Genomic DNA, 25,581 nt, shown 5'->3' with positions numbered 1-25,581 from the left:
CGGATTGACGCCTCCGCCTCCGGGGGGTTAACGCGTTCTGCGCGCTTTGTTGCAGCGCGGCAAACGGGGACCACGCTTTGACAGTCGCCATTTCCGCGACCGGCCTTTGGACGCCGTCGGATTCTATCACCAACGCTGAACTGGTCGCTTCGTACAATACGTACGTCGAGCGATTTAACGCCGAACACGCCGCCGAGATCGCGGCGGGAACGAAGACAGCTCTGCTGCCGTCGAGCGTGGAATTCATCGAGAAAGCCTCCGGTATCAAGCACCGGTACGTAATGGACAAAGCAGGTTCGCTCGATGTGAACCGCATGGTCCCGCGCATCCCAGAGCGGCCGAACAGCGAAATCTCGCTCATGGCGGAAGTGTCGGTGAAGGCAGCCAGGCAGGCGCTTGAGAGTGCCGGTCGCGATGCCGGCGATATCGACGCGGTGATCTGCTCGTGCTCATCGCTGCAACGGCCTTATCCGGCGCTGGCGATTGAAGTTCAGAACGCCCTCGGCGCAGGCGGCTTCGGCTACGACATGAACGTCGCCTGCTCGTCAGCCACGTTCGCCATCCAGAACGCGACCGACATCATCCGCGCCGGCCACGCACGTTCGGTCATGGTTGTGAACCCGGAACTGACAACCGGCCACCTGAATTTCCGCGACCGCGACTCGCACTTTATCTTCGGCGACGCCGCAGTCGCCATCCTGGTCGAACGCGCCGACATCGCGCCAAAGGGCGCCTGGGCAATCCTCGGCACCAAGTTGAAAACGGTGTTTTCCAACAACATCCGCAACAATTTTGGCTTCCTCAACCGCGGCGACGAAGCTCACCGCGATGATCCGGACAAGCTCATCTCGCAGCAAGGCCGCAAAGTGTTCAAGGAAGTGGTGCCGTTGGTTTCGGAGATGATCCTGGAGCAATTGGCGGCGCTCGATCTCAAACCCACCGACATGCGCAGGTTGTGGCTCCATCAGGCCAATTCAAACATGAACCGCCTGATCGCGGAGCGTGTGTTGGGACACGAAGCATCTCAGGACGAAGCACCAACAGTGCTCGATGTTTACGGCAACACAGCGGGTGCGGGCTCGATCATTGCCTTCCACAACCACCGCGCCGATCTGAAGGCTGGCGATAAGGGCCTCATTTGCTCGTTTGGCGCCGGCTACAGTGCAGGATCGATCTTCGTCCAGAAGAGCGCGTGATGAGCAATCAGCGCAAGCGCGACCTTGTTCGCGAATACAAGGAACGCAAGCACCGTCGCGGCGTCTACGCCGTGCAATGCACGGCGAGCGGGCAAGTCTGGGCCTCTGGTTCTCACAACCTCGACGCCCAGCAGAACAGCCTCTGGTTTCAGCTGAAGCTCGGCGCCCATCCCAATCGGGCCCTGCAGGACGCCTGGAAGCAATACGGCGAAGGCGCCTTCGCCTACGCAATCGCAGCCGAGCTCAGCGACGAAGAGCGCACGCCATACGCGCTAAAGGCAGATTTGAAAGCGCTCGAGGCCGAGTGCCGCGAAAAACTCGGCGCCGACGCCGTCACCGGCTAAAGCAAAAGCACCGCCCCTTTCGAGGCGGCGCTTCTGTTTTTCTGCAAGCTTAGATCACCAGCCGCAGGTGCGGCCGCGATTTTCTTCCTGCATGTAGCTCATCAGCGGCTGGAAGTAGCGGGCCATGGCGCCGCCATCCATCTGACGCGTGCCCGTGAAGGCTTCGAGTGCGTCCGGCCACGGGTGCGAGGCGCCCATTTCCAGCATGCGCGCAAACCGCTCACCAACTTCGCGATTTCCGTAGACCGTGCAGCGATGCAGCGGGCCTTCCCAGCCAGCTTGGCGGCATGCCGCCTCGTAGAACTGGAATTGCAACACGTAGGAGAGGAAGTAGCGGAGATACGGCACGTTTGCCGCGATGTGATACTTCGCGCCCGGATCGAACATCGTCTCGTCGCGTGCATTCGGCGGACGAATGCCCTGATAGCGCTCGCGCAACTCCCACCACGCGGCGTTGTAGCGATCCGGCGTGATGCGGCCGTCGAATACCTGCCAGCGCCACTGATCCATGGTCAGCGCGAACGGCAGGAACGATATCTTCTCCAGCGCCCGCTCCATCAGCAAGCTGACATCGGACGATGCCGACGGGATCTGGTTGCGGCGCAGTAGGCCGATCTCAGTCAGGTATTCTGGCGTAATGTTCAGCGCGACGAAATCACCGATGGCTTCGTGGAAGCCGTCATGCGCGCCGTTCCGGTAAAGATACGGCTGCTGGTTGTAGGCGCGTTGGTAGAAGTTGTGACCAAGTTCGTGGTGGATGGTCTGGAAGTGCTCGGCATTGATCTGAATGCATTGCTTGACGCGCAGATCATCTACGTTGTCGATATCCCAGGCCGAAGCATGACAGACCACGTCGCGATCACGCGGACGCGTGAGCAGTGAGCGTTCCCAAAACGTATCGGGCAGTTCGGGGAAGCCGAGCGAGGTATAGAAGCGCTCGGCGGTTTCCGTCATCTGCACCGGCGTGTAGTGCGCGCGCGTTAGCAATTGGGTCGTGTCGTAAGTCGCGCGCGCGCCAGGCGGGCGGGCGATCGGCATCAAGGTCGACCAATCCTGCGCCCACATATTGCCGAGCAGATCGGCGCGGATCGGCTGATCTTCCGGCACAACGGCGTCGCCGTAGCGATCGTTGAGGCGTGCGCGAACGTAGCAATGCAGCTGCTCGTAGAACGGTTGCAATTGCCCCCAAAGACGCTCGACCTCGGCTTCCATATCGGCGGCCGGCATGTCGTAGTTCGAGAGCCACATCTGGCCGACATTGTCGAAGCCAAGATCGCGCGCCCCCTCGTTGGCGATTTCGACCATCCGCGTGTAGTCATCGCGCATCGGCGCGGCGACCGCGTGCCACTTGGTCCACATTTCTTCGAGACGCGCCGGATTGCGCTCCGTGCCCATCAGGGTTTCGAGCTCATCGAGCGTGACCTGCCGGCCTTGGTATTCGATACGTCCCGTTGAGTACGTGGACGCAAGGCGCGTGGTGATTTCCGAAAGTTCGCTTGCCGCGCCCTCGCGCTGCGGCGCGGGCAGAACCAGGCTGAGGCGCAGCAGATCGACCTTGCGCCGGGTGTCCGCTGGCAGCTCCACGTTGGCGTAGCGACCCGCTTCGCTGGCAAGGCGCACGCGAGCTTCTGTGCCTTCGGCGTCAGCGCGTTGGAGCAGCCATTCGGTGTCGAAGGTAATGTTGGTGTTGTACACCCAAGCAACACGGCCTTCGTATTCCGAACGGCGAAGCAACTCTTCTTCCGCAGATTGCACGAACGCAGCCGCGGATTGAGCGGTTGCCGGTCCGTTGGCATTCGAAGCGCCGGTTGGCGATGACGTTGTCGCGCAGGCCGCAAGTGCGGCAATGGCGATCCAGGACGTCGCCGTCCTGAGCAATGGTTTCGCGAACATTGTCTCTCCCTGTCCAGACTAGGCGCGCCCCCAGCGCGCCTCCCCCTCAATTACCTTCCGCGGCGAGCCATTCGATGCCGTCAGCCGACATCATGAAAACCGCCGCCTCGCGCCTTTTGGCGCCGACGGCATTGAAGAATCTCTGCGCGACTTCATTGTCGACCCCGGTTGTGATCGCAAGTTCGCGCGCGCCCAGTTCACGTGCCCGGCGGGCGACGGCGCTCATCAGCTTGCGGGCGAGGCCACCGCGACGGTGCTCAGCGATCACATAGAGCTCGCAAAGCACGACATTGGGCGCTGCGCGGCGGACGTCGTAGCTTTTGGTGATGACGGCATGCGCCACCAGCGCGCTATTGCCCTCCTGCGCGACCCAGGCCTCGAACAAGGCATTCGCCCCGAACGCGTGCGCCTTGATCCGGTCCGCTTCCAAACTAGAGCTCGCGCCTTCCTCGCTCGCGGCTTGCGCCGCGAGTTTGGCGATAGCGTCAGAGTCGCGCGGGACCGCGCGCCGAATGTTGAGAGGGCGCTCCATATTGCGCACTCATGTAATGCGCACGGATGGGGCTAAGGCAAGCGAAACAGAACAAGTGCGCGCGGTTTGCGCCAAGCGGTGGATCAGTGATCCACCCACGGCCCCATCGGGCCACCGTCGTCGTGATCCCAGCCGCCCGAGCGGCGCGTCATGAACGCACCAAGCAGGGTCAGGCCGACGACTGCGCCCACTGCGACGAGGAACCAGAAGAACAACGTTCACTCCGTGGCGGCGGGCCGATCGTCTCCGCCGGAGGCTAGTGCGCCTCCCCAATTGCTTGTGTGGGTAATGTAGCTGCCCTTGGCGGCATTTTCGAGGGCAAGCCTATCCACACGCGCAGAAGCGGAACCCGGCGCCCCAGATCGTAGAAAAGCCAGCACCCCAAGGCGGTGGTTCCAATGAGCAGTGGCGCCTCAATCATAAGCGGCAGCCGCAGCTCATCAAGATAATGGCCAGCGACGACGATGAGCGTCTGGTGGATGAGGTAGAACGCAAAGATCGCTTGCGTGCGCACCCGCCGCACCGGTCGTGCGCGTGCATCGCTCCCGATTGGTCAATCGCAACAAGATCGACGCGCTAAAGCCGACACCATCGGGCGATCTAGAGATCACATTGAGCGGCAGCCGCACCGTGCTCGGAAGCCGCCGCTACCGGGCTGTGCTGGCCTAGCCTTCCATCTCTTCGCGTATCGACCTGCGCGCCATCCAGAAAAGAACAGCCGCGATCAGCCCGGTGAGCGCGGCGACGATCAGCGCCCAGCGCACGCCCTCACCCTCGCCCATGCCGAACGAGATGGCGAACATATCGGATAGCGCCCCGACGAAGAGCGGCCCAAGCCCGAGCCCAATCAGATTGATGATGAAAAGCAAAATCGCCGACGCCGTCGCGCGCATGTGGGGCTTTGCGATGGTTTGCGCAGTCGCGTAGACCGGTCCATACCAAAGCGTGCCAATCACCGCGCCGAGAAACAGGCTTCCAATCGCCACCACCGCCGATGACGACATTACGCCAACCAAAAACACAGGAATAACCGCAACCGACGCGATCGCAGGCACACTGACATAAGCGCGGAAGTCGCGGCCGCCGTATTTGTCGGCGATTACCCCGCCTGCATAAGCACCGATGGCGCCGCCGATGCCCGCCATAAGGCCAAGCGCCAAGCCCAGAAATCCGCCCGGCTGCAGACTAAACATGGCGCCCAGCCTCGTCACCTCCTCGAGGTGATTGCGATAGAAGAAAGAGGCTGCGAACGGCGCCTGGCCGTAGCCGATAAAAGCTTTGATCGCGGCGGCGAATGAAACGAGCCAAAAAGTGCGCTTCGTGCGCAACGTGGCGAGCGCATCGCGAAATGGCTTTGCATCGCGCATCTGCTGTGTACGGAGCTTGAATTCGTCAGCCGTTGCGCTGATGCGAGGCTCAACCAACGTCAAGCCCGCTACGATTGCGAGCAGCACGCCCGGAATGCCGCAGACGATAAACGCCATACGCCAACCGTATGCGTCCGCAATCAGGCCGCCGAGCGCCATACCGACAAGACTGCCGAGCGGCGTGCCCATCGAATAGAATGCAAGCGCCGACGCGCGCTTTTCCTTCGCCACATAATCAGTGATCAGCGAATGTGCGGGCGGCGTGCAGCCTGCCTCTCCCACTCCAACGCCGATGCGCGCCAACAAGAGCTGCGTGAACGTCTGCGCAAATCCGCACAGCGACGTAAACAGAGACCATAACGCCAACGCGCCGGCGATGATGAGTGGGCGATGCCCCCGCTCAGCCGCGCGGGCGATGGGAAGACCAAGCACCGTGTAGAAGAGCGCGAACGCAAGACCACTCATGGCGCCGACTTGCCAATCCAGCAGGCCAAGCTCGCGTTTGATCGGCTCGGCCAGAATGTTCACGACCTGCCGGTCGACGAAGTTCATCACATAGATGAGCAGCAAGAGCCCCATCGCATAACCGCGATATCCGGCGGTTATGGCGCGTACAGCAGGCGGGGCCGGTGCGTCGGTCAATCTAGATCCTCCCGTCTTTTCTTTTGGGATGACATTAGGGAGCTTTCGAGCCAGCGCCAGCGGTTCGAAATGAATATCGGCGCGCTTAGGTGAAAGCGTTTACCGGCGCGCACTAGAGGCGATATGTGGAACCTATGTCTCGCGCTCCCCGCCCCGCGAAGCCGAAACCGGCCGAGAAGCCACGCGCATGGCAACGCATGTTGTCCGGGCGACGGCTAGACCTGCTCGATCCCTCGCCACTCGATATTGAGATCGAGGACATCGCGCATGGCCTTGCGCGTGTCGCTCGCTGGAACGGCCAAACCGTCGGCACGCACGCTTTCTCGGTCGCGCAACATTCGATGGTCGTAGAAGAGATCTGTCGCAAGATCGCGCCGGAATGGACAAAACAACTCCGCCTCATGGCGCTATTGCACGACGCGCCCGAATACGTGATCGGCGATATGATCAGCCCGTTTAAGGCGGCGCTCGGTCTCGATTACAAAGCGTTCGAAGCGAAACTCGAGGCATCTATTCACATGCGCTTCGGCTTGCCCGCCCATCCAACCGCGGCGGTCAAAGCCACCATCAAGCGCGCGGACATCATCTGCGCCTATTTCGAAGCAACCCAGCTCGCTGGCTTCACCGAGGCGGAGGCCAAACGCTTCTTTGGTGCGCCACCGCGTGGTTTAAAGCTCAAATTGACGCCAAAGCCGACAAGTGAAGTGCAGGAAGCCTTCGTGAAACGCTTTCGGTCGCTGATTGATCCGGCCTAAACTGACGGCCCATGACCATCATCGTTTGCCCCCTGTCCCGCGCGCCAGAGATTACCAAACAGCGCGCGCCCTCACGCGCCGTTTCGCTCCTCGATCGCGACACAGCTTTTCCCGTTCTCGGACTTGGCGACCATCACCTCCAACTCGATGTCCACGACATCGAAGTTGAGGCCGACGGCCTCGACGCCTGCTGCGACACGCGTATGGGACGCATCCTTGAATTCGTACGCGGTTGGGATCGGAACGCGCCAATCCTGATCCATTGCTGGGCGGGGATCAGCCGCTCAACCGCAACCGCCTACATCACCGCATGTGTCCACAATCCGCATGCGGATGAGCACGCAATCGCCCGAGCATTGCGTGAGGCCTCACCAACGGCGACGCCAAACCGTCGTTTCATCGCCCTCGCCGACGCAGCGCTTCAGCGCAATGGCCGGATGAATGCGGCCATCGAGGCGATCGGCCGGGGCTATCCGCGCTGGCCCGACATCAAGGAAGCCGAACCGTTCCAGCTCACGTCACAGTTCGCGGCATGAGCGAAGCGCGCGTCATCATTGGTCTGTCGGCTGTCATCGTCGCCATCACCGAGGATGCGCCCTATGTCGTCGTCACGAAAGATGGCGGCGACGCCGCGGGACTGCCATTCGGTCCGTTCGATCCGGCCGGCGACCGGACACTAGAGCTTTCGCTACGTGGTTGGGTGAAGGAGCAGACGGGCTTCAACATTGGCTATGCCGAACAACTCTACACGTTTGGCGATCGCGGCCGAGAAATGCCGATTGCAGAAAGCGCCGGCTCGGAGCGGGTCATCTCGATTTCGTATCTCGCGCTTACACCATCGCGGGCCGTGCTTGATCGCGCAGCGGCGCGCTGGCGCTCCTGGTACGATTTCTTCCCGTGGGAGGACTGGCGCGGCGGGCGGCCTGGTGTGATCGATGAAATCATCGCCCCACGTCTGAAAGATTGGGCCCAAGCGACTAAAGACGCCGAATCTGTCTCGCAACGGCGCGCGCGCGTGCGTTTGGCGTTCGCACTTGATGGCGCGGTCTGGAACGAGGAACGCTCGCTCGAGCGCTATGAGCTTCTCTACGAAGCAGGGCTAGCGCCAGAAGCCGAGCGCGACCGCGCCCGTTTCGATGGCAAGCCAGCCGTCACCATGCAAAGCGAAGCTGGTCTGGGAGAGCCGATGGCATCCGACCACAGACGCATCCTCGCCACGGCAATCGGGCGCCTGCGTGCAAAAATCAAATACCGGCCAGTCGTTTTCGAACTGGCGCCAGCGCAATTCACCTTGCTGCACCTGCAGCGCGTCGTCGAAGCCATAGCGGGCCTTGAGCTTCACAAGCAAAATTTCCGCCGCCTCCTCGACCGCACCGGGCTGGTCGAAGGTACAGGCCAAGTCGATACAAGCGCGGGTGGCCGCCCCGCCGAACTCTTTCGCGCACGCTTGGACACGCTGAACGAACGGCCAGTTGGCGGCGTCCATGTCCCCGCACCGCGCGGCGAGTGACGGAACAATTTTCACGCCGGCGCATCCCCGTGTTGGCTGCACAGGAGGTTCCTTTGTCTTTGAAGCTTAAGGCGGCGCTTGCCGCTGTGATGGCGTGCGCGCTCGCGGCGTGCGGAGATCGCGACACTCAGGTTGGCGAATTCTCGAACGATTTGCTCGGCAACGAGATCATGGTGGAGGCGCTTCCGGATCCGGATATCCCCGGTGTCGTTTGCCACGTTGCATACTTCGACCGCTCGATGCTGGACCGCATTCGTCAGGGCAATTGGTTCGAGAACCCGTCCAACTCGGCGGTGTCATGCCAACGCATTGGCCCCATCAACCTCGCGGGCATTGAGTCCTCACGTTCGGGCGAGGAGATTTTCAATCAACGCACCAGCCTGTTCTTCAAGAACACCGCCATCCGCCGCATTCTCGATCTTCAGAACCGCACGATCCTCTATGTTTCGCACTCGCGCGAACTGGTTGAAGGGTCCGCGAAGATGGACATTTCAAGCGTGCCCCTAACCGAGGCGGAGATCGCCACGGCGCGCTGAGCGAGCGGAGTTACACGATGCGAATCCTGATGGCGCTTCTGCCTGCTCTGCTTGTCATGGCGTGCAGCGATGAAGCGCCCTCAACTCCGCTAGACACTCGCGCATCGCTCGGCCGCGCAACGCTACGAGGAGGCTCAAATCGCGGGCGACGCCGAGCCGTTGCAAAGATTGACCGCGGACGAGTACGTCCTCGTCGGCAGCGATGGCGCACGCCAGAACAAAGCCGATCTCGTTGCGTTCTGGAGCGCCGATGGCTTCGCCCGCGCGCCTGTCACCATCACTGAGCCCGTCGAGCACATTTGGAGCGATGGCGCTGCACTGGGCGGCGCTGTTACGCTCTCATGGAGCGAAGGCGGAACGCCAATCAACGTCACCATCCGATACATCGACATCTGGGCGCTGCGGGATGGCGAATGGCGCGTCGTATATGGTCAATCGACGCGTGCGCCGGCGCCTAGTTGAAGCCGTCCGGCCGTTGTAGCCGCACCGGCTCGGGATAGCTTTGCAATGGCGGCGGGATCGGTTGCTCCATCGCGGGCTCTTCGAGCTCTATGACTTGCGGCGCCTCAATCGGAACCGGTTGCTGGTAAGTCTGCGCAACCGGCGTCGTTTGATACGGCTGCGGCACGCCATAATTGATCGGATCGACAAGCAAGCCATCGATCGCAATCTCATAATGCAGGTGCACGCCGGTCGCGTTGCCGGTCATGCCCATGCGCCCCATTGGCGTACCTTCGGCGATGCTCATGCCGGGACGAAGATTTGGATCGATCTCCACCAAATGCGCGTATCGCGTGTGCACGCCGTTGCCGTGATCGATCTCGATGAAATTGCCGTAGCCACCGCGATAGTCGGCCGTGACTACGCGTCCGTTGCCGGCAGCATAGATGAAGCCGCCCTCGCGATTGGCGAGATCGATGCCGTTGTGTTGGCGTCCGCCACCCGTCGCCGTGCCGCGATAGCCGAAGCCTGACGAGAGACACCCAACTTCCGTTGGATTGCGCAACAACGACCCTGCGGGTGTTTCGACGTACGGCGTGTAGTTCGTCGCTTCACCGCGTTGACCGATCAGGCCGAGGTTCGAACCATAGGAGTGGCAAGCAAAGAGTTCGCTATGGAGCGGCGCACGCGGTGCGTTGGTGTAAATGTTCGCCGCACTCGAAATCGGCGGAGAGATGGTTGTGGTCACCGGTCGCGCATACGGCGGGTTGGCCGCGGTCGCGCAGCCCGTAAGAGCTGCGGCGGCCGCCAAACTAAAAGCGATACGTCGCATGGTTCCCGCCCATCTCGATCGCACTCCCCCCCCCCCCACGCGCACCTTTGCAGTCGCGCCTGAATGCTAGCTGAACGAGCATAGCTGCAGAACCACCTAGCGCAGCTAGCCTATTCGCGCACGGAGCAATGCCGCGTCCTGATGCGGGCGGCTTGAAATCCCAAGAGGCGTAGAATGGCCGTAACATTCGCCGTGAAGGGTCGCAAAACCAGCAGAAATCAGTCGATTGCGGGCAATGCCCTCGGTCTCGACGTACGGGACACGGATAATCGACGGATCGAAAGTTTCAAGACCTCCATGTCCGGCATCATCACCGCAACAGACATACTTCCATCGCGCCTGCATCGTTAGGACGTCGGCACGCTGCGGGGAATGAGCGTCCACCAGCGCGCTGGTGAGTTCATGCGCTCGGCGCCGCGCCCGGCATCGGCGCCAGAGCCAAAGAACACATCCCCGCGTTGTGGCCCACGACGAATTGCGCCGCCCGTATCTTGCGCGACAAAGAGATGGCGGAACGGTTGGCCGTCATATTGCGCGTCAACGAAGACGACAGCGCCATAGGGATGGAAGGCGGGATCGACCGCGATCGAACCCATTGGCGTCAGCGGCACGCCCGCAGCACCGCGCGGACCTGCCGCGGGATCGTCGATGCCTTCTTCCTGAAAGAAAACGAAGGACGGGTCCGCATTGAGCGCCTGGCGCGTTGCGTCGGCGCCATTGCGATCGCTCCACGCGCGGAAATTCTGCCACGTCGCGCCACCCTGCAATTGGCCGCTATCGCGCAATGCGCCTAACGCTGAGCGCCAGCGATAGCCGTTCTGTGCAGCAAACGCGGCCCGCGCTTGTGTGCCATCGGGAAATGCGATGCGGCCGGAACCTTGGATCTGAAGATTGTAGACGTCTACCGGATGCGCCCATGCGAACACTTGATCGGTAGATGGATTGATTTCTTCGCGTTTGGGATAAGGCCGCACTTGTGCGCCGTTAAGTTGCCCAGTCAGCGCGCGCGGCGCACCGCGCAGTGCTTCATTGTCATAAGCTTCGGCGAAGGCAGCGATATCCACCGTCACCATGTCGCCGGGCTTGCGCACCAGCGGCGCTGAATAGACAGCGTCAGGAAAGCGGCGCGCCTCTATGATCGGCTCGTAGTACGCCGTGATGCGGGCTTCGCCGGGACCGCGCACGAGATTGGGAATGAAATTCGCTTCGAAGAATGCGCGTTCAGAGCCAGGCGCCACGCTTTGCGCAGCTGCGCACGCAGGCTGCCAGTCCGCAACCGTGCCGCCATATTGGCCGCCGCCTGGGAGCGCCGCGCTCGGATCGCGCTGACGGCGCCCGTCGCAGGCGCGGCGGAAAGCGAGCAACGCCGGAGCAAGATCGACGGTTGTCCAATCGGGGATATCGTTAAACGCGCCAGGCTGCAGCGAGAACGCCACCGCCGTTTCAGGCTGCATTGGGCCAACGCTCGGACCAGGCCGCTCAGAGCTCGCGCAGGCCGAAAGCACAGAGGCGGTCGCGATAAGCGTCAGAACACGGCGCATTGGAGTCCTCCCGATTGGCGACGCTTCTAACGCGCGAAAGGCGGGAAAGTCGCCTTTCGCTTGCATGGGAGAATCCCCAGGGCTAATGTCGCAAATCAGTTATGCTCATTTGTAGCATAAGGGTGTGGCCGGGGCCTTCTCGGCCAGCTTGCGCGCCCTATATATGCTCCAACTGAGCATAAGCCGCCCATTCGGGGCGCAGGAGGCCGACCATGGCCCGCATTATTGACGCCCCTCTCACCTCTTCTGAGGGCGGCTGTGATCCCCGCGCCGTCCACGGCACTTGGGGCGCGCTCGACGCCGCAGCCCGCCGGGGCCTCGCCTACACAGCCGAAGTCGCCGCCGAGACCGCGCCGCTTTACGAGCGCGTGAAGCACGTCATTCCGGCGGTCGAGTGGCCCGCTTACGCCCCCTTGATCAGCGCTATCAACAAGATGAAGCGCGCCAAGAACGCGGTCATCCTCGCGCACAATTACATGACCTCGGAGATCTTCCACTGCGTTGGCGATTTCCGCGGCGACTCTCTCCAGCTGGCGCGCGAAGCCGCAGAGACTGATGCGGAAATCATCGTCCAAGCCGGCGTGCACTTCATGGCCGAGACATCGAAGATACTCGCGCCGGAAAAGACGGTGCTGATCCCGGACATGCGCGCCGGCTGCTCGCTTGCGGCGTCAATCACCGGCGCGGACGTGCGGCTGATCAAGCAGCGTTACCCGGGCGTCCCGGTCGTCACGTACGTCAATACATCGGCCGATGTGAAAGCTGAAAGCGACGTGTGCTGCACCTCCTCCAACGCCGCCGCGGTCGTGGAATGGGCAGCGCGCGAGTGGAAAACCGATCGCGTTATCCTGCTGCCGGACGAATACCTGGCCAAGAACGTCGCGACACAGACCGGCATTCACATCATCTCGTGGCATGGGCGTTGTGAAGTCCATGAACGCTTCACGGCCGAAGACATTGCCGAGCTACGCGAAGCCCACCCCGGCGTCGTCGTGCTCGCACACCCTGAGTGTCCCCCTGAAGTGATGGCCGCGTCCGACTTCGCGGGCTCTACGGCGGCGCTGCAAGATTATGTCATCGAGAAGCGTCCCGCTAAAGTGGTGCTGCTCACCGAATGCTCAATGAGCGACAACGTTGCGCAAGCGGCGCCTGACGTCGATTTCGTTCGCCCATGCAACCTTTGCCCGCACATGAAGCGCATCACGCTTGAAGGCATCTACGATGCGCTGGCGGAAATGAAGCACGAAGTGACGATCCCGGAAGATGTCCGTGCGCGCGCCAAGCAGGCTATCCAGCGCATGCTCGATCTGCCGAAAGAGAAACCCCGCGCTTTTGCGACGGGCCGCGCGCCTGTTGCGGTAGAACTCGTCTAAGCCGCCCAATTGCCGCCCCTTTCGCCGCCCAACACGCTCTCCGAAAGAGGAGCGATCCATGCGTGCATTTCTGATTGCGGCTGCGGCTATGGCGACGTGCATTACGTCGGCGAGCGCGCAATCGCGCGACGCTTTCGAGGGCACATGGGCCTTCCAAACCAGTTCGTATGGCACAGAGCAGGTCGGCGCGATCATGAGCGGCGCGGCGGTGATCTCGCGCGCACGCGGCGGGCGCTACACAATCCGGCTGATCTCGAACGAACGGCTGGTCAATCGCGAAACAGGCGAGAGCGCGTTCCTCACGGCGCGCCAAGCCTGCACGGGCGAGAATTCAGATGGGCAGTTCACGATCAGCTGCCAAATGGCCGAGCCGCTCGAAGGCTACGAGGCCGACAATTTCGTGCTGCAGCAAGGCGAAACGGATCAACTCGTTGGCGTGCTGAGTTCGAACACGTCGAGCCAAGTGACGTTCTCTCGTTTGAGATAACGCGATCACCGCCCCTCTCCCTCGGGCAGCGGCGGAGTGCGGGGCAAGGAAGAGGTGGAACGTGAAATCCGCCTCCATCCTCATCGTCGGCGCCGGCCTCGCAGGCCTTTTCCTTGCGCTGAAACTTGCGCCGCGGCGCTGCGTCGTGCTGAGCCAAGCCCCGCTTGGACAAGCTTCATCCTCCGCATGGGCGCAGGGCGGCCTCGCCGCCGCACTCGCGCCAGGCGATGACCCGAAGCTGCACGCAGACGATACAGTCGCCGCTGGCGCGGGACTGGTTGATCCAGCCGTAGCATCGCTGATCGCCCGCGAGGGCCCCGATCGCGTTCGCGATCTCATCTCGCTCGGCGTTCCATTCGATCGCACGCCGGATGGCGCGCTCGCGCAGAGTTTGGAAGCGGCGCATTCGCGCCCGCGCGTTGTTCGGGTTTCGGGCGACCTTGCCGGCAAAGCAATCATGGACGCGCTGATCGCAGCTGCGCGCGCGGCGCCGCACATCGAGATTGTTGAACGCAAGCGAGCGCGCGCGCTCTTGCGTGACGCGAATGGCCGCGTTTGCGGCGTGCTTTGCGACAACGAAGAGGCCTTCCTCGCAAGCGACGTTATCCTCGCGACCGGCGGCGCGGGTGGCCTTTATGCGGTCACGACCAACCCGACCGAAGCACAAGGTCAGGGCTTCGCGATGGCGGCGCGGGTGGGCGCACTGATTGCCGATCCGGAGTTCGTGCAATTCCATCCAACGGCGATCGACATTGGCCGCGATCCTGCGCCTTTGGCGACGGAGGCGCTGCGCGGTGAAGGCGCTCACGTGATCAACGGCAAAGGCGAGGCGTTCGTCGCGGACCTTGCGCCGCGCGATGTCGTCGCGCGCGCTATCCATCTTGAGCGCCAAGCCGGCCGCGGCGCTTTTCTCGACGCGCGCGAAGCTGTCGGCTCAAAGTTCCCGGCGCACTTCCCCACAGTTTTTGCAGCCTGCATGAGCGCAGGCCTCGACCCCCGCGAAGCGCCGATCCCGATCGCACCAGCCGCGCACTATCACATGGGCGGTGTAGCTACTGATATTTGGGGCCGAACCTCCGTCGAAGGACTTTGGGCAGTCGGTGAGTGCGCCTCAACCGGCGCGCACGGGGCCAATCGTCTAGCGTCCAACTCGTTGCTCGAAGCCGTGGTCTTCGCGCACCGAATCGCGGCGAGATTGCGCGATGACGCTGCAGAACACGCCCTCGCGCCGGGGCCCGCAACCGCGCCGCCAACACTCGCTGACGAGCCTCGCGCTGACCTTCGCCGGATTATGGAAGCGCACGCGAACGTCGTCAGAGACGGCGCCGGACTCGAACGCGCCCTCGCCGACGTTCACGCGCTCGGCGAAAGCCATGGCCAAGCCAATGCGCTTGTCGCAGCACACCTCATACTCAGCGCCGCGCTCGCTCGAACCGAGAGTCGCGGCGCGCACTACAGGAGCGATTATCCCGATGTCGCGACACCGCAACGCACCTTCGTCACGTGGCGTGGCGTCTCAGGTACGCCCAATGCTGCCGCCGCTTCCTGACGTCGTGATCGAGCCGATCGTGAAGCTCGCGCTCGCTGAGGACCTCGGCGTGGCGGGCGATGTCACGACCGATGCGCTGATCGATCCGGAGACGCAAGGCCGGTGGGCGTTGCGCGCGCGCGAAGCTGGCGTGGTCGCAGGCGTGGATGCGGCAATTCTTGCCGGCGCAATGATCGACCCCGATCTCATCTTCACAATCCGCGCGCCTGATGGCGCGCGCGTGAAAACAGGCGACACGATCATGGAGATCGAAGGCGCAGCGCGCTCGATGCTCATGGCCGAGCGCACAATGCTCAACTTCGTCGGCCGGCTCTGCGGGATCGCGACGCTGACCAGCGTTTACGTCGATGCGGTGGAAGGCACGAACGCGATCATCGCCTCAACGCGAAAAACGACGCCAGGAATGCGCGCCCTTGAGAAGCGTGCTGTGCGCCTAGGCGGCGGCGGCGCGCATCGGTTCGGCTTGGATGACGCGATCCTGATCAAAGACAATCACATCGCTGCGGCTGGCTCGGTGGCTCTGGCGCTGGAGCGCGCCCGCGACGCGGTTTCGCACCTGATGTGCATCGAAATTGAAGTCGACAATCTTGAACAGCTGCGTGAGGCGCTGCCCTATGGCCCGAGCGCGATCCTGATCGACAACTTCTCGCAAGCAGATATGCGCGCCGCCGTGAAAATGGTCGATGGCCAAGTTCTGCTCGAAGCGTCAGGCGGGATCACCATCGAGAACGTGGCCGCCGTAGCAGAAACCGGCGTGGACGTGATTAGTATCGGCGCACTGACTCACTCGGCGCGCTCGCTGGATGTGGGTCTGGACGCGCTCTAGCGTTACTCCGGGCTTTAATTGAGACGCCCGAGCCGCCAACTCGACACGGCGAAGGTTGCGACGGCCGCGCCAAAGACCGCAACAAAACTCAGAACGTCGTTGCCGACAGCATTCATCGTCACGATGCAAACAACGGCGCTAAGGCCGCCGACGATCCCGATCTTCAGCTCCGGCGAAATGCGCATGCATTGCCTCAAACGCCGCTATTGATAATCCCAAACAGCAAGTGATCGCGCCAGGCGCCGTTGATCTTCAAGTACGCGCGCGCCATGCCCTCTTGAGTGAAGGCGCACTTTTCGAGCACGCGCCGCGACGGGACGTTGTCCGGCTGACAGGCCGCCTCCACCCGATGCAAGTCCAGATCCTCGAACGCGTAATGAACGACAGCACGGACAGCAGCGGTGATGTAGCCCTTGCCGGTGTGCATTTGGCCAGCCCAGTAGCCGAGCGACGCCGTTTGTGCGACGCCGCGGCGAATGTTGGAAAGCGTGACGCCGCCAACCAGTGCGTCATCGTCCTCGCGAAACACGAACAGCGCGTGCGCTTTGTCATCGCGCGCATCTTCGGTGTAGCGGCGTAGCTTGTAGCGATACGAACCGCGCGAGGTTTCATCCTGCGCCCAAGTGGGCTCCCACGGCGTCAGGAAATTACGGCTCGCTTCGCGGACGTCGGCCCATTCCTGGTAATCGCGCAGTTCGGGCGCGCGCACATAGACGCCCTCCCCGTCGACGCGACGCATGCCATCATTGTCCTTACGCATCAAAGCCATGACGGCTCATTTTGCCTCAAATGCCGCAAGGGCGCCATGCCCTGCCTTTGGGCCAATTGCAGCCGCGCATGCTGGCCCCTCCAGCGCCTTGGCCGCGACAGCTTGGATTTGCTCACACGTCACGGCGTCCATGCGCGCGCGGATCTCGGAAAAGTCCGAGAGCTTGTCACGCAGGAAGAGCTGGCTGACGCGCGCTTCGGCACGGGCGCTTGGCGCTTCCACGCCCATCAGCATCGAGGCGCGCGAGACCGCCTTGGCGCGCGTGAGTTCAGCCTCTGTCGGTCCCTTGGCGGCCATCAGCTCAAGCTGATCGCGAACGATCTCGGCGACTTCGCGCGCGTTGTCGGCAGAACAACCGGCGTAAACGCTAATGCGTCCATCGTCCTCCAGCGTGTCGAGGGCGGAATCGATGGCGTAGACAAGACCACGCGTCTCGCGAACTTCCTGGAAGAGCCGTGAAGACATGCCGCCACCAAATATCTCGGAGAGCAGCCGCGCCGCATAAATGCGCTCATCGCTCGATGACGGGCCCGGCCAAGAGAACACGAGGTGCGTTTGCTCAAGCTTACGTGTCTCGCTCGCAGAACCGGCCAACGCGCGCGCCGGCGCGCTTTGTTGCGCCGGCTTATTGGCGAGGCCGCCAAAGCGGCGCGTCGCCGTCTCTATGATCACATCGCGATCGAAAGCGCCCGCGATGCTGACGATAACGCGATCCGGCGTCATGTGGGCGCTGCGAAAATTGATCAGCGTTTCGACGCTGACATTCTTCAACGCCTCATCAGTGCCGAGGATCGGCCGACCGAGAGCTTGGCCTCGATAGAGCGCCTCTTGGTGAAGTTCGAACACCCGGTCATCGGGCGCGTCGAAGGCTTCGCCACGCTCCTGGGCGACCACGCCCTTTTCCTTCTCCAGATCCTCGGGAAGCCAATGCGGCTCGAATAGAATGTCGGAGATGAGGTCGAGTGCGAACGGTGCTTGTTCAGCAAGGCAGCGCGCATAGTAGGCCGTGCGCTCATAGCCGGTGGCGGCGTTCATCACGCAGCCTGCGTTCTCGGTGTCTTCGGCAAACTTGCGCGCATCGCGCGTGCCTGCGCCCTTGAACGCCATGTGTTCAAAAAGATGTGCGATCCCATTGAGTTCTTCGGGCTCCCAACGCGCGCCCACACGCTGCCACACGCCGAGCGCAGCCGTGCCAAGCCCCGGCATAGGGTCCAGCGCAATGCGCACCCCGTTCGGAAGGCGGACAAGCTCTAATTCCAAGCGCGACTCCGTTCGCGGATATATTGCTTCACCGCTTCGGCGTCGGCGGGAAGAGAGTCAAATTTTTCGCTGCGCTGGAACAAGTCGGCGCATTTGATCGGTAGTTCCGGACGAACACCGGTAGCGCGCTCTACGGTGTCCGGGAATTTCGCGGGGTGTGCGGTCGCGAGGAATACGCGTGGCGCGCCTCCGCCCGCTACACGCGCCGCGCGCCCAACCGCAGTATGCGGGCACAGGGTCTCGCCTTCGTAGGTCCAAGCGCTGCGCATTTCGCCGAGTGTTTGGGCATCGGTGACCGCAACGGCGTCAAATGTCTCGCGGAGCCAGGCTAGCGCCTGCATCGGGATATCGAACCCGCCTGTTTGTGCGAGGTTCGCATAGAGCGCGCGCACAAGATCCGCATCACGCCCCACCGCTTCGAAGACAATACGCTCGAAGTTGGAGGCGACCTGAATGTCCATCGCCGGCGATAGCGTCGCCCTCGAAGCGCCGCGTTCATAGCGCCCGCCCGTGAGCGCGCGGGCGAGGATGTCATTCTCGTTGGTGGCAAGCACAATGCGATTGATGGGCGCACACATCCGTTTGGCGACCCACCCAGAGTAGGCGTCGCCAAAATTGCCCGTAGGAACAACAAAGCTCACCGGCCCGCCTGCGGCGAGAATTTGCGCACTGGTGTGGAAGTAAGCCGACTGCGCGACGATCCGCGCCCAGTTGATTGAGTTGACCGCCGACAACGCTGCGCGCGTTGCGAAATCGGCATCGGCAAACAACGCTTTGACGATAGCCTGGCACGCATCGAAGTCGCCATCCACTTCGATCGCGCTCACATTCGACGCACCAGAGGTCGTCATGAAGCGGCGCTGCACGTCCGACACGCGCCCTTTGGGCGTCAATACGAAAAGATCAATACGCTCTCGATTTTTGAGCGCTTCGACCGCAGCGCCCCCCGTATCGCCAGAAGTCGCGCAAACCACAGTCGAACGGCGGCCTCGGCGCTCAAGCGCATAATCGTAAAGCGGCCCAATCAATTGCATCGCCACGTCCTTGAACGACAGCGACGGGCCGTGAAACAGCTCCAGCGACCACTGCCCCGGGCCGATCTGGCGCAATGGTGTCACGGCCTCCGGCCATTTCGGACGCCAGGATTTATCGTCGGGACCGCAAGGAACGGCGATATACGCCTCATTCGTCAGCGGGACGCTGCCGCCCTCGTCGCAATCGACTTCGTCACCCGAGAGTAGATCAATGAGGCGCGATGGCGCGGTGGCGTAGTGCGATGTCGCCAATTTGGTTTCGAGTTTGGGCCAACTCTCCGGCACATAAAGTCCACCATCCGGCGCCATACCGGCGAGCACGGCATCCAAGAATGAAACGGGCGGCGCTTGGCCTCGCGTTGAGATGTAACGCATCAATCCTCGCGCGGACGCGCGCGCTGAAGTGTAAGGCGCCCGACGCTGACATGGTACGCGAAATAGATGGCCAGGAGAACGATCGCGAGGCCGTACCAGGTCAGCGCATAGCCCAGGTGGCGCGCCGGCGGCAGCGCATCGGCGCCGGACGCCAGTGCAAACGGGTTCGCGGCGGCGCGCCCATCCGTGCCGACATAAGCGGCGGCGATGTAATAATCGGCGACGTTTTCCAGTCCGGCGTTACGCCCCATCGCCGGCAGATCGACAGCGTACCAGCGCCGCTCAAGCGGACGCGGAGGCGCCGCGAATGGACCTGGATCTTCCGGACGCACGGATGCGCCGCTGACCGGCGCGCCAAAACGCATCGCGGCAGGCACGCGAATTTCCGCCGGGTTGGGTGAATCGCGACCCACAACAAAATCGCTATCGACGAAAACGATGCTATCGCCTTCCTGAACCGGCGCGAAAACGCGCCACCCCTGCTCGTGCGTATCGGGGCGAACGCCGAACACGAACTGGATGCCGCCTTCGACGGGCTGATAACTCGCTATCGTCATTTCCGCGACCGGCTCTTCGGCGGCCGCGCTTTTTTGTTCGTACTTTTCCCACTGCCAACGACCGAACGAGATCAGCACCGCGAAGGCGATGATCGAGAGCAGCGACATAAGCGGAAGCGGTTTGAAGCGGATCATTCCACGTCCTCGTGCGTCGCTTCGCGCGCCTTATGCTTCCATTGCAGCGCAAACAGCGTGGCCTTGAACGGCGGCAAAAACGCTACGCAGAGCGCAACGGCGCTGACTAACGTGATGCCAAGGGCCAGCGTGTCCGGCAGGTCCAATCCCACCTGCAGGAAGATCAGCAACGGCGCGACGATGGCGCCGACAATCAAGATCACGAACACCGCCGGGCCATCGCCAGCGTCAGCGGCTTTGAAATCCGCGCCGCAAACGGCGCAGGTGTCGCAAAACTGCAGGTAGCCGCTGAACACACCGCCCTTGCCGCACTGCGGACAGCGCAGCATGAGCCCCGCGGCCCAGGGTGAGGGCCGCGGATCGCTCAATTCTGCATCGTCAGGTACGGCATCACGTAGACGAAGGTGAAGAGGAAGAGCCACACCACGTCAACGAAGTGCCAATACCAAGCAGCGGCTTCAAAACCGAAGTGCTTTTGCGGCGACATTTGGCCAGCGAGCAAACGCAGTAGGCAGACGGTCAGGAAGATCGTGCCGATCACGACGTGGAAGCCGTGGAAGCCCGTCGCCATGAAGAACGACGCGCCATAAACGTTTGCGTTCGTCACATCGCCTTGGTTCCCGAATGCAAAGCCCGCTTCTGGATACTCAACAGCGAATTGAATGTAGCTGAACAAGCAGCCAAGCAGCACCGTCAAGATCAGGCCGTTGCGCGCGCCTTTGCGATCGCCCTGCTGCAGAGCGTGGTGAGCCCATGTCACCGTCGTGCCTGAGAGCAGCAGGATAAGCGTGTTCATCAGCGGCAGGTGGAACGGATCGAAGGTTTCAACGTGCGGCGGCGGCCAGTTGGCCCAAGCGGCAGCGGTGGCTTCGTCCCATGTCGGCACCATCCAATCGGCGCGATGGCCGTGGAAAATCGCAAGCTCGAAGAACATCCAGAACCAAGCGACGAAGAACATGACCTCCGAAGCGATGAAGAGGATCATTCCGTAACGCAGGCCAATATCAACGACTGGCGTGTGATCGCCCTGGCGGCTTTCCTTGATGACGTCGCCCCACCAGCCGAAGCAGGTGAAGATCAGAATGATCGAGCCGGCGCCGAAGAGGTACCATTGCCCCTTGGAGAGCAAGCCCTCAGCAGCGAGGCCGCGCATAAGCACCACCGCGCCGATAGCGGCGACAAGCGCGCCAACCGAGGCCACGAAGGGCCACGGGCTCGGATTGACCAAGTGATAGTCGTGTTTGACGTCGCCGCCGTGCGCCATGTCGATTCCTCAGCCGTCTTTAGCTCGGTTGGCCTTCAGCCGATTCCAGCAGCGCCTGAGCTTCAGGCGAAGTGGAGCGGAAGAAGGTGTAAGATAGGGTTAGCGTGTTGATGTCGACCGTGTCTGGGTCTGACACGATTTCCGGATCAACGAAGAACACGACCGGCAGGTCTGCCTCCTGCCCCGGCGCGATCACGCGATCCGTAAAGCAGAAGCATTCCAGCTTGGCGAAGTATTGGCCAGCGACATGGGGCGTGACGTTGTAGGTCGCACGCGCCACCACGGGCTCGTCAGAGGTGTTGCGGACGCGATAAAAGGCAAGCCCAGTTTCGCCGATGCGCAGCGTTTCAGATGTCTGCTTGGGCGCGAACACGACCGGCAAGTCGGGCGAGGTGTTGGCGTCGAAGCGCACTTCGATACGACGATCGAGAATTTGCGTCGGCGCGGCCTCGGCTTCCTGGGTCGTGCCGCCATAGCCGGTGACCTTGCAGAAAGCGTCGTAGATCGGCACGGCAGCGAAGGCCATGCCGGTCATGCCAAGCACAACAGCGCCAGCGATGAGCGCGGTGCGGCGAAGGCGTTTCTTTTCCGGCGTCATGACGTCCCCGCCACGATGCCGTCCTCGACCTTCACCATGGTGATCAAGAACACGAGCAAAACGAACGCGCCGATCGAAAGTGCGATCCAGAGATTGCGCCGGCTGCGCGCCTTCAGCTCTTCAGCCGAGAGCGTGACCGACTGCGGCAGATCGTTTCCAACGCTCATCAGCCAAGCCCCCGTTCAGCGAGGATCGCGGCAAACAGCGCGAAGAGATAAAGGATCGAGAAGCCAAAGAGATCGCGCGCGCGCTTATCTTCCGCGGGCACGCCCTCACCGGCACGCGACGTAAGTACGCGCATCGCCAGGAAGACAAAGAAAGCGCCGCCGACAACAGCGATAGAGCCATAGACCAAGCCGCCAAGCCCAGTGAACACCGGCGCAACTGCGAGCGGCGCCAACAGCAGCGAATACGCAAAAATTTGCAAGCGGGTCGCCTTTGCGCCGTGGGTCACCGGCAGCATCGGCACCTTCGCGGCGGCGTAGTCATTCTTTTGAAGCAGTGAGAGCGCCCAGAAGTGCGGCGGCGTCCAGAAGAATATGATCGCGACCATCAACACCGGATCGATCGTGAGCGAGCCCGTCTTTGCGGCCCAGGCGATCGCTGGCGGCAACGCCCCGGCGAGTCCGCCGATGACGATGTTCTGCGGCGTCGAGCGCTTCAGCCACATCGTGTAAACGACCGCGTAGAAGAAGATCGTGAAAGCCAGCAGGCCTGCTGCGAGCTCACCCGCAGCTAACTGCATCGTCACGACGCTGAGCACCGAGAGCGTCAGCCCCAGCATCAGCGCTTCTTCGCGCGGCACACGGCCAGCCGGGATAGGACGCAGACGCGTACGGCTCATCACAGCGTCGATATCGCTGTCGAACCACATGTTGAGCGCGCCCGAAGCGCCGGCGGCAACGGCGATCGCAAGGATCGCCGCAAAGCCCAGCACCAGGTCGTTTGGGCCCGGCGCGGCGACATAGCCAACGAGACCTGTGAAAACCACCAGGCTCATCACGCGCGGCTTCAGCAGCGCAACGTAGTCGCTCGCGCTTGCTGGTCGCTCTTGCGTGAAGCTGACGTCGGCCACGTCACTCCTCTCAGTGGTGCGTGTCCGGCTTAATCACCGGCAGTTCGTTGAACTGGTGGAAGGGCGGCGGCGACGAGAGTGTCCACTCAAGCGTGGTGGCGCCTTCGCCCCACGGATTCGCACCGGCCTTGCGGCGAACGATGAACATCTCAGCCAACATGACCAAGAACACCAGCACGCCCACCACCGTGATCACGTAACCGATCGAAGAGATCTGGTTCCAATACTGGAAGGCCTCTGGGTAATCGATGTAGCGGCGCGGCATCCCCTGCAGGCCCAAGAAGTGCTGCGGGAAGAAGATGACGTTGACGCCGACGAACATGATCCAGAAGTGCAGACCGCCGAGGAAGCCGTTGTAGCGGTAGCCGCTCATCTTCGGGATCCAGTAGTAGAAGCCCGCGAAGATCGCGAAAACGGCGCCGAGCGAAAGCACGTAATGGAAGTGCGCGACGACGTAGTAAGTGTCGTGCAGCGCCGTATCGATGCCCGAGTTCGCCAGCACGACGCCGGTAACGCCGCCGACGGTGAACAGGAAGATGAAGCCGATCGCCCAAAGCATCGGGAGCTTGAATTCGATCGAGCCACCCCACATCGTCGCAATCCACGAGAAGATCTTGATGCCCGTTGGCACCGCGATGACCATCGTAGCGGCGATAAAGTAAGCCTCAAGATCGAGGCCCATACCGACGGTGTACATGTGGTGCGCCCACACGACGAAGCCGATAACGCCGATCGCAACCATGGCGTAGGCCATGCCGAGATAACCGAACACGGGCTTCTTCGAGAACGTCGACACGATCTGCGAGATCATACCGAAGCCCGGAAGGATAAGAATATAAACTTCCGGGTGACCGAAGAACCAGAACAAGTGCTGGTACATCACCGGATCGCCACCGCCTGCCGGCTCGAAAAATTGCGTACCGAAGTTACGGTCGGTCAGCAGCATCGTGAGCGCGCCAGCCAGAACCGGCAGCGACAGCACGAGCAACCAAACCGTCACGAGGATCGACCACACGAACAGCGGCATACGGTGGAGCGTCATGCCCGGCGCCCGCATATTGAAGATCGTCGTGATGAAGTTGACCGCACCGAGGATCGAGCTCGCGCCCGCGATGTGGAGCGAGAGGATCAAGAGATCCATCGACGGTCCGCCATGGTGCGCCATCGACGTCGAGAGCGGCGCATAAAGCGTCCAGCCGCCGCCGAAGCCTTGCCAATCGCCGTTGCCCGGCACGATCATCGATAGAACGGCAAGCGTGAACGACGCCGGCAACAGCCAGAACGAGATGTTGTTCATGCGCGGAAACGCCATATCAGGCGCACCGATCATGAGCGGCACGAACCAATTGCCGAAACCGCCGATCATCGCCGGCATGACCATGAAGAAGATCATGATCAGGCCGTGCATGGTCACGGCGACGTTGTAGGAATGGTTCGAATCCATGCCGAGCATGTTCGCGAGCAGCGAGCCCTCGGTGAACACCTGCACGCCCGGCTCAGCCAATTCCCAGCGAATGAAGCCGGAAAGCGCGCCGCCGATGAGGCCCGCGAAAATCGCGAAGATAAGGTACATCGTGCCGATGTCCTTATGGTTCGTTGAATAGACCCAGCGCTTCCAATCCCAAAGGCTGGGGCGGTGATCTTCGTGATGATCCGCGGCGTGAGCAGCTTCGTGCGTCATTGGTCCTCGCTCCTCAGCGCGTCGGCGTCGACGGCGCAGCGGCCGGTTGTTCAGTTGCAGGCGGTGTCGTAGCTGCGCCCTCGCCCGTCGCGGCAGGCGCGGGCTCGGCGGACGCAAATGCGCCGCCATGCCCGGCGATCCAAGCGTCGAACTCCGCGCGCGTCACGACGCGAATTTCGATCGGCATGTACGCGTGATTGACGCCGCACAATTCAGAGCACTGCCCGTAATACGTGCCTGGCGTATCGGCGCGGAACCACGTCTCGTTCACGCGGCCTTGGATGGCGTCTTCCTTAACGCCGAAAGCCGGCAGTGCGAACGCGTGGATCACATCGTTCGAGGTCACGAGTACGCGCACCGTGGTGTCGACCGGCACCAGCAACGGCTCGGTCGTCGCCAACAGATATGGACGCTGTTGAGCGCGCGCGTCCTCTTCCGGCAACAGGTTCGCCGCAATGGTGACACCAGCGTCCGGGTATTCGAAATTCCAGAACCAGGAATTTCCAGTGACCTTCAGCGTCAGTTCAGCTTCGGGGATGCGTTCTTCTTGGTAGATCAACGGGAACGAACGCCAAGCGATCACGACAAGGATGAGAACCGGCACAACAGTCCAGATGACTTCCACCAACATGTTGTGGGTGAATTTCTTTGGCGTCGGATTGGCATGACGATTGTAGCGCAGCATTACCCAGATCAGGAGGGCGGCCACGAAGATGGTGATAGCGACGATAATCCACAGGAGAAAATCATGAAAACTCGTGATCTCTCGCATGATCTCGGTTGCGGCCGGCTGCAGATGCATGCCGCGCGGCGTGGGCTGCCCTTGCAACAGAGTCGCGTGTGCAGCGCCCGCAAATGACATCACACCTGTGGCGATGCTTGCGATCAAAGCCCCTCGCTTCACGCAGTTCTCCTCCCTTGAGATTCAGCGCCGGTATGGCGCGCGCCGAAGCTCGCGCCTATAGTCGCCGGGCGCGGCAAACGACCGCGCCTTGCGGGTTTGTAAGTC

The 25,581-nt window shown here is 62.1% G+C and carries 28 protein-coding genes and 2 pseudogenes; 12 read left to right on the top strand and 18 right to left on the bottom strand.

Annotated elements, in window-relative coordinates; translation table 11 throughout:
- Nucleotides 1-77 precede the first annotated feature (77 nt).
- Together ATE48_RS16550 and ATE48_RS16545 are read left to right on the top strand one after the other, a co-directional pair.
- Nucleotides 78-1,196 carry a beta-ketoacyl-ACP synthase III gene (locus ATE48_RS16550; protein ID WP_066773467.1) on the top strand — a complete coding sequence of 373 codons (1,119 nt, stop codon included), beginning with the start codon at nt 78-80 and terminating at the stop codon, nt 1,194-1,196.
- Nucleotides 1,196-1,540, top strand: coding sequence for a GIY-YIG nuclease family protein (locus tag ATE48_RS16545; RefSeq protein WP_066773464.1), 345 nt, complete (start codon nt 1,196-1,198; stop codon nt 1,538-1,540). The genes ATE48_RS16550 and ATE48_RS16545 overlap by 1 nt, the downstream gene beginning before the upstream one ends.
- 54 nt (nt 1,541-1,594) lie before the next feature.
- Here ATE48_RS16545 and ATE48_RS16540 read toward each other — a convergent pair whose 3' ends face one another.
- From ATE48_RS16540 to ATE48_RS20250, 3 genes are all read right to left on the bottom strand, one after another.
- Nucleotides 1,595-3,433 (bottom strand): M2 family metallopeptidase, encoded by a 1,839-nt coding sequence (locus ATE48_RS16540; protein WP_066773460.1) that lies wholly within the window; start codon nt 3,431-3,433, stop codon nt 1,595-1,597.
- 46 nt (nt 3,434-3,479) lie between these two features.
- Entirely contained in the window at nt 3,480-3,965 is a 486-nt protein-coding gene (locus ATE48_RS16535) for a GNAT family N-acetyltransferase (RefSeq protein WP_066773456.1), read from the bottom strand.
- A gap of 83 nt (nt 3,966-4,048) precedes the next feature.
- Nucleotides 4,049-4,180 carry a hypothetical protein gene (locus tag ATE48_RS20250; RefSeq protein WP_257756529.1) on the bottom strand — a complete coding sequence of 44 codons (132 nt, stop codon included), beginning with the start codon at nt 4,178-4,180 and terminating at the stop codon, nt 4,049-4,051.
- 310 nt (nt 4,181-4,490) lie between these two features.
- On the opposite strand from ATE48_RS20250, the pseudogene ATE48_RS20490 reads away from it, so the two are divergent.
- Nucleotides 4,491-4,634, top strand: a pseudogene (locus tag ATE48_RS20490) (LytTR family DNA-binding domain-containing protein); the annotation flags it as partial.
- Here ATE48_RS20490 and ATE48_RS16525 read toward each other — a convergent pair.
- The gene (locus ATE48_RS16525) at nt 4,631-5,911 is read right to left on the bottom strand and encodes a spinster family MFS transporter (RefSeq protein ID WP_083197419.1); all 1,281 of its coding nucleotides are present in this window, start codon (nt 5,909-5,911) and stop codon (nt 4,631-4,633) included. The pseudogene ATE48_RS20490 and the gene ATE48_RS16525 overlap by 4 nt on opposite strands.
- Before the next feature lie 260 nt (nt 5,912-6,171).
- On the opposite strand from ATE48_RS16525, the gene ATE48_RS16520 reads away from it, so the two are divergent.
- The 5 genes and pseudogenes from ATE48_RS16520 to ATE48_RS16500 all read left to right on the top strand — a co-directional run.
- Nucleotides 6,172-6,729 (top strand): YfbR-like 5'-deoxynucleotidase, encoded by a 558-nt coding sequence (locus ATE48_RS16520; protein ID WP_228126669.1) that lies wholly within the window; start codon nt 6,172-6,174, stop codon nt 6,727-6,729.
- Nucleotides 6,730-6,740: 11 nt separating this feature from the next.
- Nucleotides 6,741-7,265 (top strand): tyrosine phosphatase family protein, encoded by a 525-nt coding sequence (locus ATE48_RS16515; protein ID WP_066773445.1) that lies wholly within the window; start codon nt 6,741-6,743, stop codon nt 7,263-7,265.
- A complete protein-coding gene (locus ATE48_RS16510; protein ID WP_066773442.1) occupies nt 7,262-8,239 on the top strand; it encodes an NUDIX hydrolase in 978 nt (325 codons plus the stop codon). The genes ATE48_RS16515 and ATE48_RS16510 overlap by 4 nt, the downstream gene beginning before the upstream one ends.
- A 53-nt stretch (nt 8,240-8,292) precedes the next feature.
- Complete coding sequence (locus ATE48_RS16505) at nt 8,293-8,775, top strand: CreA family protein (RefSeq protein ID WP_228126668.1); 483 nt, start codon at nt 8,293-8,295, stop codon at nt 8,773-8,775.
- A 120-nt stretch (nt 8,776-8,895) separates the two neighbouring features.
- Nucleotides 8,896-9,237, top strand: a pseudogene (locus tag ATE48_RS16500) (nuclear transport factor 2 family protein); the annotation flags it as partial.
- Here ATE48_RS16500 and ATE48_RS16495 read toward each other — a convergent pair.
- On the bottom strand, nt 9,230-10,048 hold the full coding sequence (locus tag ATE48_RS16495) for a M23 family metallopeptidase (RefSeq protein WP_066773435.1): 819 nt from the start codon (nt 10,046-10,048) through the stop codon (nt 9,230-9,232). The pseudogene ATE48_RS16500 and the gene ATE48_RS16495 sit on opposite strands and share 8 nt — an antisense overlap.
- Before the next feature lie 347 nt (nt 10,049-10,395).
- Nucleotides 10,396-11,589: a murein transglycosylase A gene (gene mltA, locus ATE48_RS16490; RefSeq protein WP_228126667.1), complete on the bottom strand. Its 1,194-nt coding sequence runs from the start codon at nt 11,587-11,589 to the stop codon at nt 10,396-10,398.
- 212 nt (nt 11,590-11,801) lie between these two features.
- Here mltA and nadA point away from each other — a divergent pair, with 212 nt between their 5' ends.
- The 4 genes from nadA to nadC all read left to right on the top strand — a co-directional run bounded on the left by nadA (nt 11,802) and on the right by nadC (nt 15,824).
- The gene (nadA, locus tag ATE48_RS16485) at nt 11,802-12,962 is read left to right on the top strand and encodes a quinolinate synthase NadA (RefSeq protein WP_066773429.1); all 1,161 of its coding nucleotides are present in this window, start codon (nt 11,802-11,804) and stop codon (nt 12,960-12,962) included.
- Nucleotides 12,963-13,020: 58 nt separating this feature from the next.
- A complete protein-coding gene (locus ATE48_RS16480; RefSeq protein WP_066773426.1) occupies nt 13,021-13,449 on the top strand; it encodes a hypothetical protein in 429 nt (142 codons plus the stop codon).
- Between the two features lie 61 nt (nt 13,450-13,510).
- A complete protein-coding gene (locus ATE48_RS16475; RefSeq protein WP_066773424.1) occupies nt 13,511-14,998 on the top strand; it encodes an L-aspartate oxidase in 1,488 nt (495 codons plus the stop codon).
- On the top strand, nt 14,979-15,824 hold the full coding sequence (gene nadC, locus ATE48_RS16470; protein ID WP_066773422.1) for a carboxylating nicotinate-nucleotide diphosphorylase: 846 nt from the start codon (nt 14,979-14,981) through the stop codon (nt 15,822-15,824). The genes ATE48_RS16475 and nadC overlap by 20 nt, the downstream gene beginning before the upstream one ends.
- Nucleotides 15,825-15,838: 14 nt before the next feature.
- On the opposite strand, the gene ATE48_RS19875 is transcribed toward nadC, so the two are convergent.
- Genes ATE48_RS19875 through coxB form a run of 12 tightly spaced genes read right to left on the bottom strand, consistent with a single transcriptional unit; the run spans nt 15,839 to nt 25,476 of the window.
- Complete coding sequence (locus tag ATE48_RS19875) at nt 15,839-16,009, bottom strand: hypothetical protein (protein WP_156767829.1); 171 nt, start codon at nt 16,007-16,009, stop codon at nt 15,839-15,841.
- A gap of 8 nt (nt 16,010-16,017) precedes the next feature.
- Entirely contained in the window at nt 16,018-16,593 is a 576-nt protein-coding gene (locus ATE48_RS16465) for a GNAT family N-acetyltransferase (RefSeq protein WP_066773420.1), read from the bottom strand.
- Between the two features lie 6 nt (nt 16,594-16,599).
- The gene (locus ATE48_RS16460; protein WP_156767828.1) at nt 16,600-17,853 is read right to left on the bottom strand and encodes a M16 family metallopeptidase; all 1,254 of its coding nucleotides are present in this window, start codon (nt 17,851-17,853) and stop codon (nt 16,600-16,602) included.
- Nucleotides 17,844-19,262 carry a threonine synthase gene (thrC, locus tag ATE48_RS16455; RefSeq protein WP_066773414.1) on the bottom strand — a complete coding sequence of 473 codons (1,419 nt, stop codon included), beginning with the start codon at nt 19,260-19,262 and terminating at the stop codon, nt 17,844-17,846. Before thrC ends, ATE48_RS16460 begins: the two co-directional genes overlap by 10 nt.
- On the bottom strand, nt 19,262-19,954 hold the full coding sequence (locus tag ATE48_RS16450; RefSeq protein WP_066773411.1) for an SURF1 family cytochrome oxidase biogenesis protein: 693 nt from the start codon (nt 19,952-19,954) through the stop codon (nt 19,262-19,264). Before ATE48_RS16450 ends, thrC begins: the two co-directional genes overlap by 1 nt.
- The gene (locus ATE48_RS16445; protein WP_066773409.1) at nt 19,951-20,283 is read right to left on the bottom strand and encodes a DUF983 domain-containing protein; all 333 of its coding nucleotides are present in this window, start codon (nt 20,281-20,283) and stop codon (nt 19,951-19,953) included. Before ATE48_RS16445 ends, ATE48_RS16450 begins: the two co-directional genes overlap by 4 nt.
- A gap of 35 nt (nt 20,284-20,318) precedes the next feature.
- Nucleotides 20,319-21,218 (bottom strand): cytochrome c oxidase subunit 3, encoded by a 900-nt coding sequence (locus ATE48_RS16440; protein ID WP_066773407.1) that lies wholly within the window; start codon nt 21,216-21,218, stop codon nt 20,319-20,321.
- A 19-nt stretch (nt 21,219-21,237) separates the two neighbouring features.
- The gene (locus ATE48_RS16435; protein ID WP_066773404.1) at nt 21,238-21,816 is read right to left on the bottom strand and encodes a cytochrome c oxidase assembly protein; all 579 of its coding nucleotides are present in this window, start codon (nt 21,814-21,816) and stop codon (nt 21,238-21,240) included.
- Nucleotides 21,813-21,983, bottom strand: coding sequence for a hypothetical protein (locus ATE48_RS20120; RefSeq protein ID WP_228126666.1), 171 nt, complete (start codon nt 21,981-21,983; stop codon nt 21,813-21,815). The genes ATE48_RS16435 and ATE48_RS20120 overlap by 4 nt, the downstream gene beginning before the upstream one ends.
- Nucleotides 21,983-22,891, bottom strand: coding sequence for a heme o synthase (locus ATE48_RS16430; RefSeq protein WP_066773401.1), 909 nt, complete (start codon nt 22,889-22,891; stop codon nt 21,983-21,985). The genes ATE48_RS20120 and ATE48_RS16430 overlap by 1 nt, the downstream gene beginning before the upstream one ends.
- Before the next feature lie 10 nt (nt 22,892-22,901).
- Nucleotides 22,902-24,572, bottom strand: coding sequence for a cytochrome c oxidase subunit I (gene ctaD / locus ATE48_RS16425; protein WP_066773398.1), 1,671 nt, complete (start codon nt 24,570-24,572; stop codon nt 22,902-22,904).
- A 13-nt stretch (nt 24,573-24,585) separates the two neighbouring features.
- The gene (gene coxB / locus ATE48_RS16420; RefSeq protein ID WP_156767827.1) at nt 24,586-25,476 is read right to left on the bottom strand and encodes a cytochrome c oxidase subunit II; all 891 of its coding nucleotides are present in this window, start codon (nt 25,474-25,476) and stop codon (nt 24,586-24,588) included.
- Nucleotides 25,477-25,581 lie beyond the last annotated feature (105 nt).

Origin of the sequence: Candidatus Viadribacter manganicus (genome assembly GCF_001679665.1) — a bacterium.
In the GTDB taxonomy this organism is placed as follows: domain Bacteria; phylum Pseudomonadota; class Alphaproteobacteria; order Caulobacterales; family Aquidulcibacteraceae; genus Vitreimonas; species Vitreimonas manganica.
This window is presented reverse-complemented; position numbering and strand designations above follow the sequence as displayed.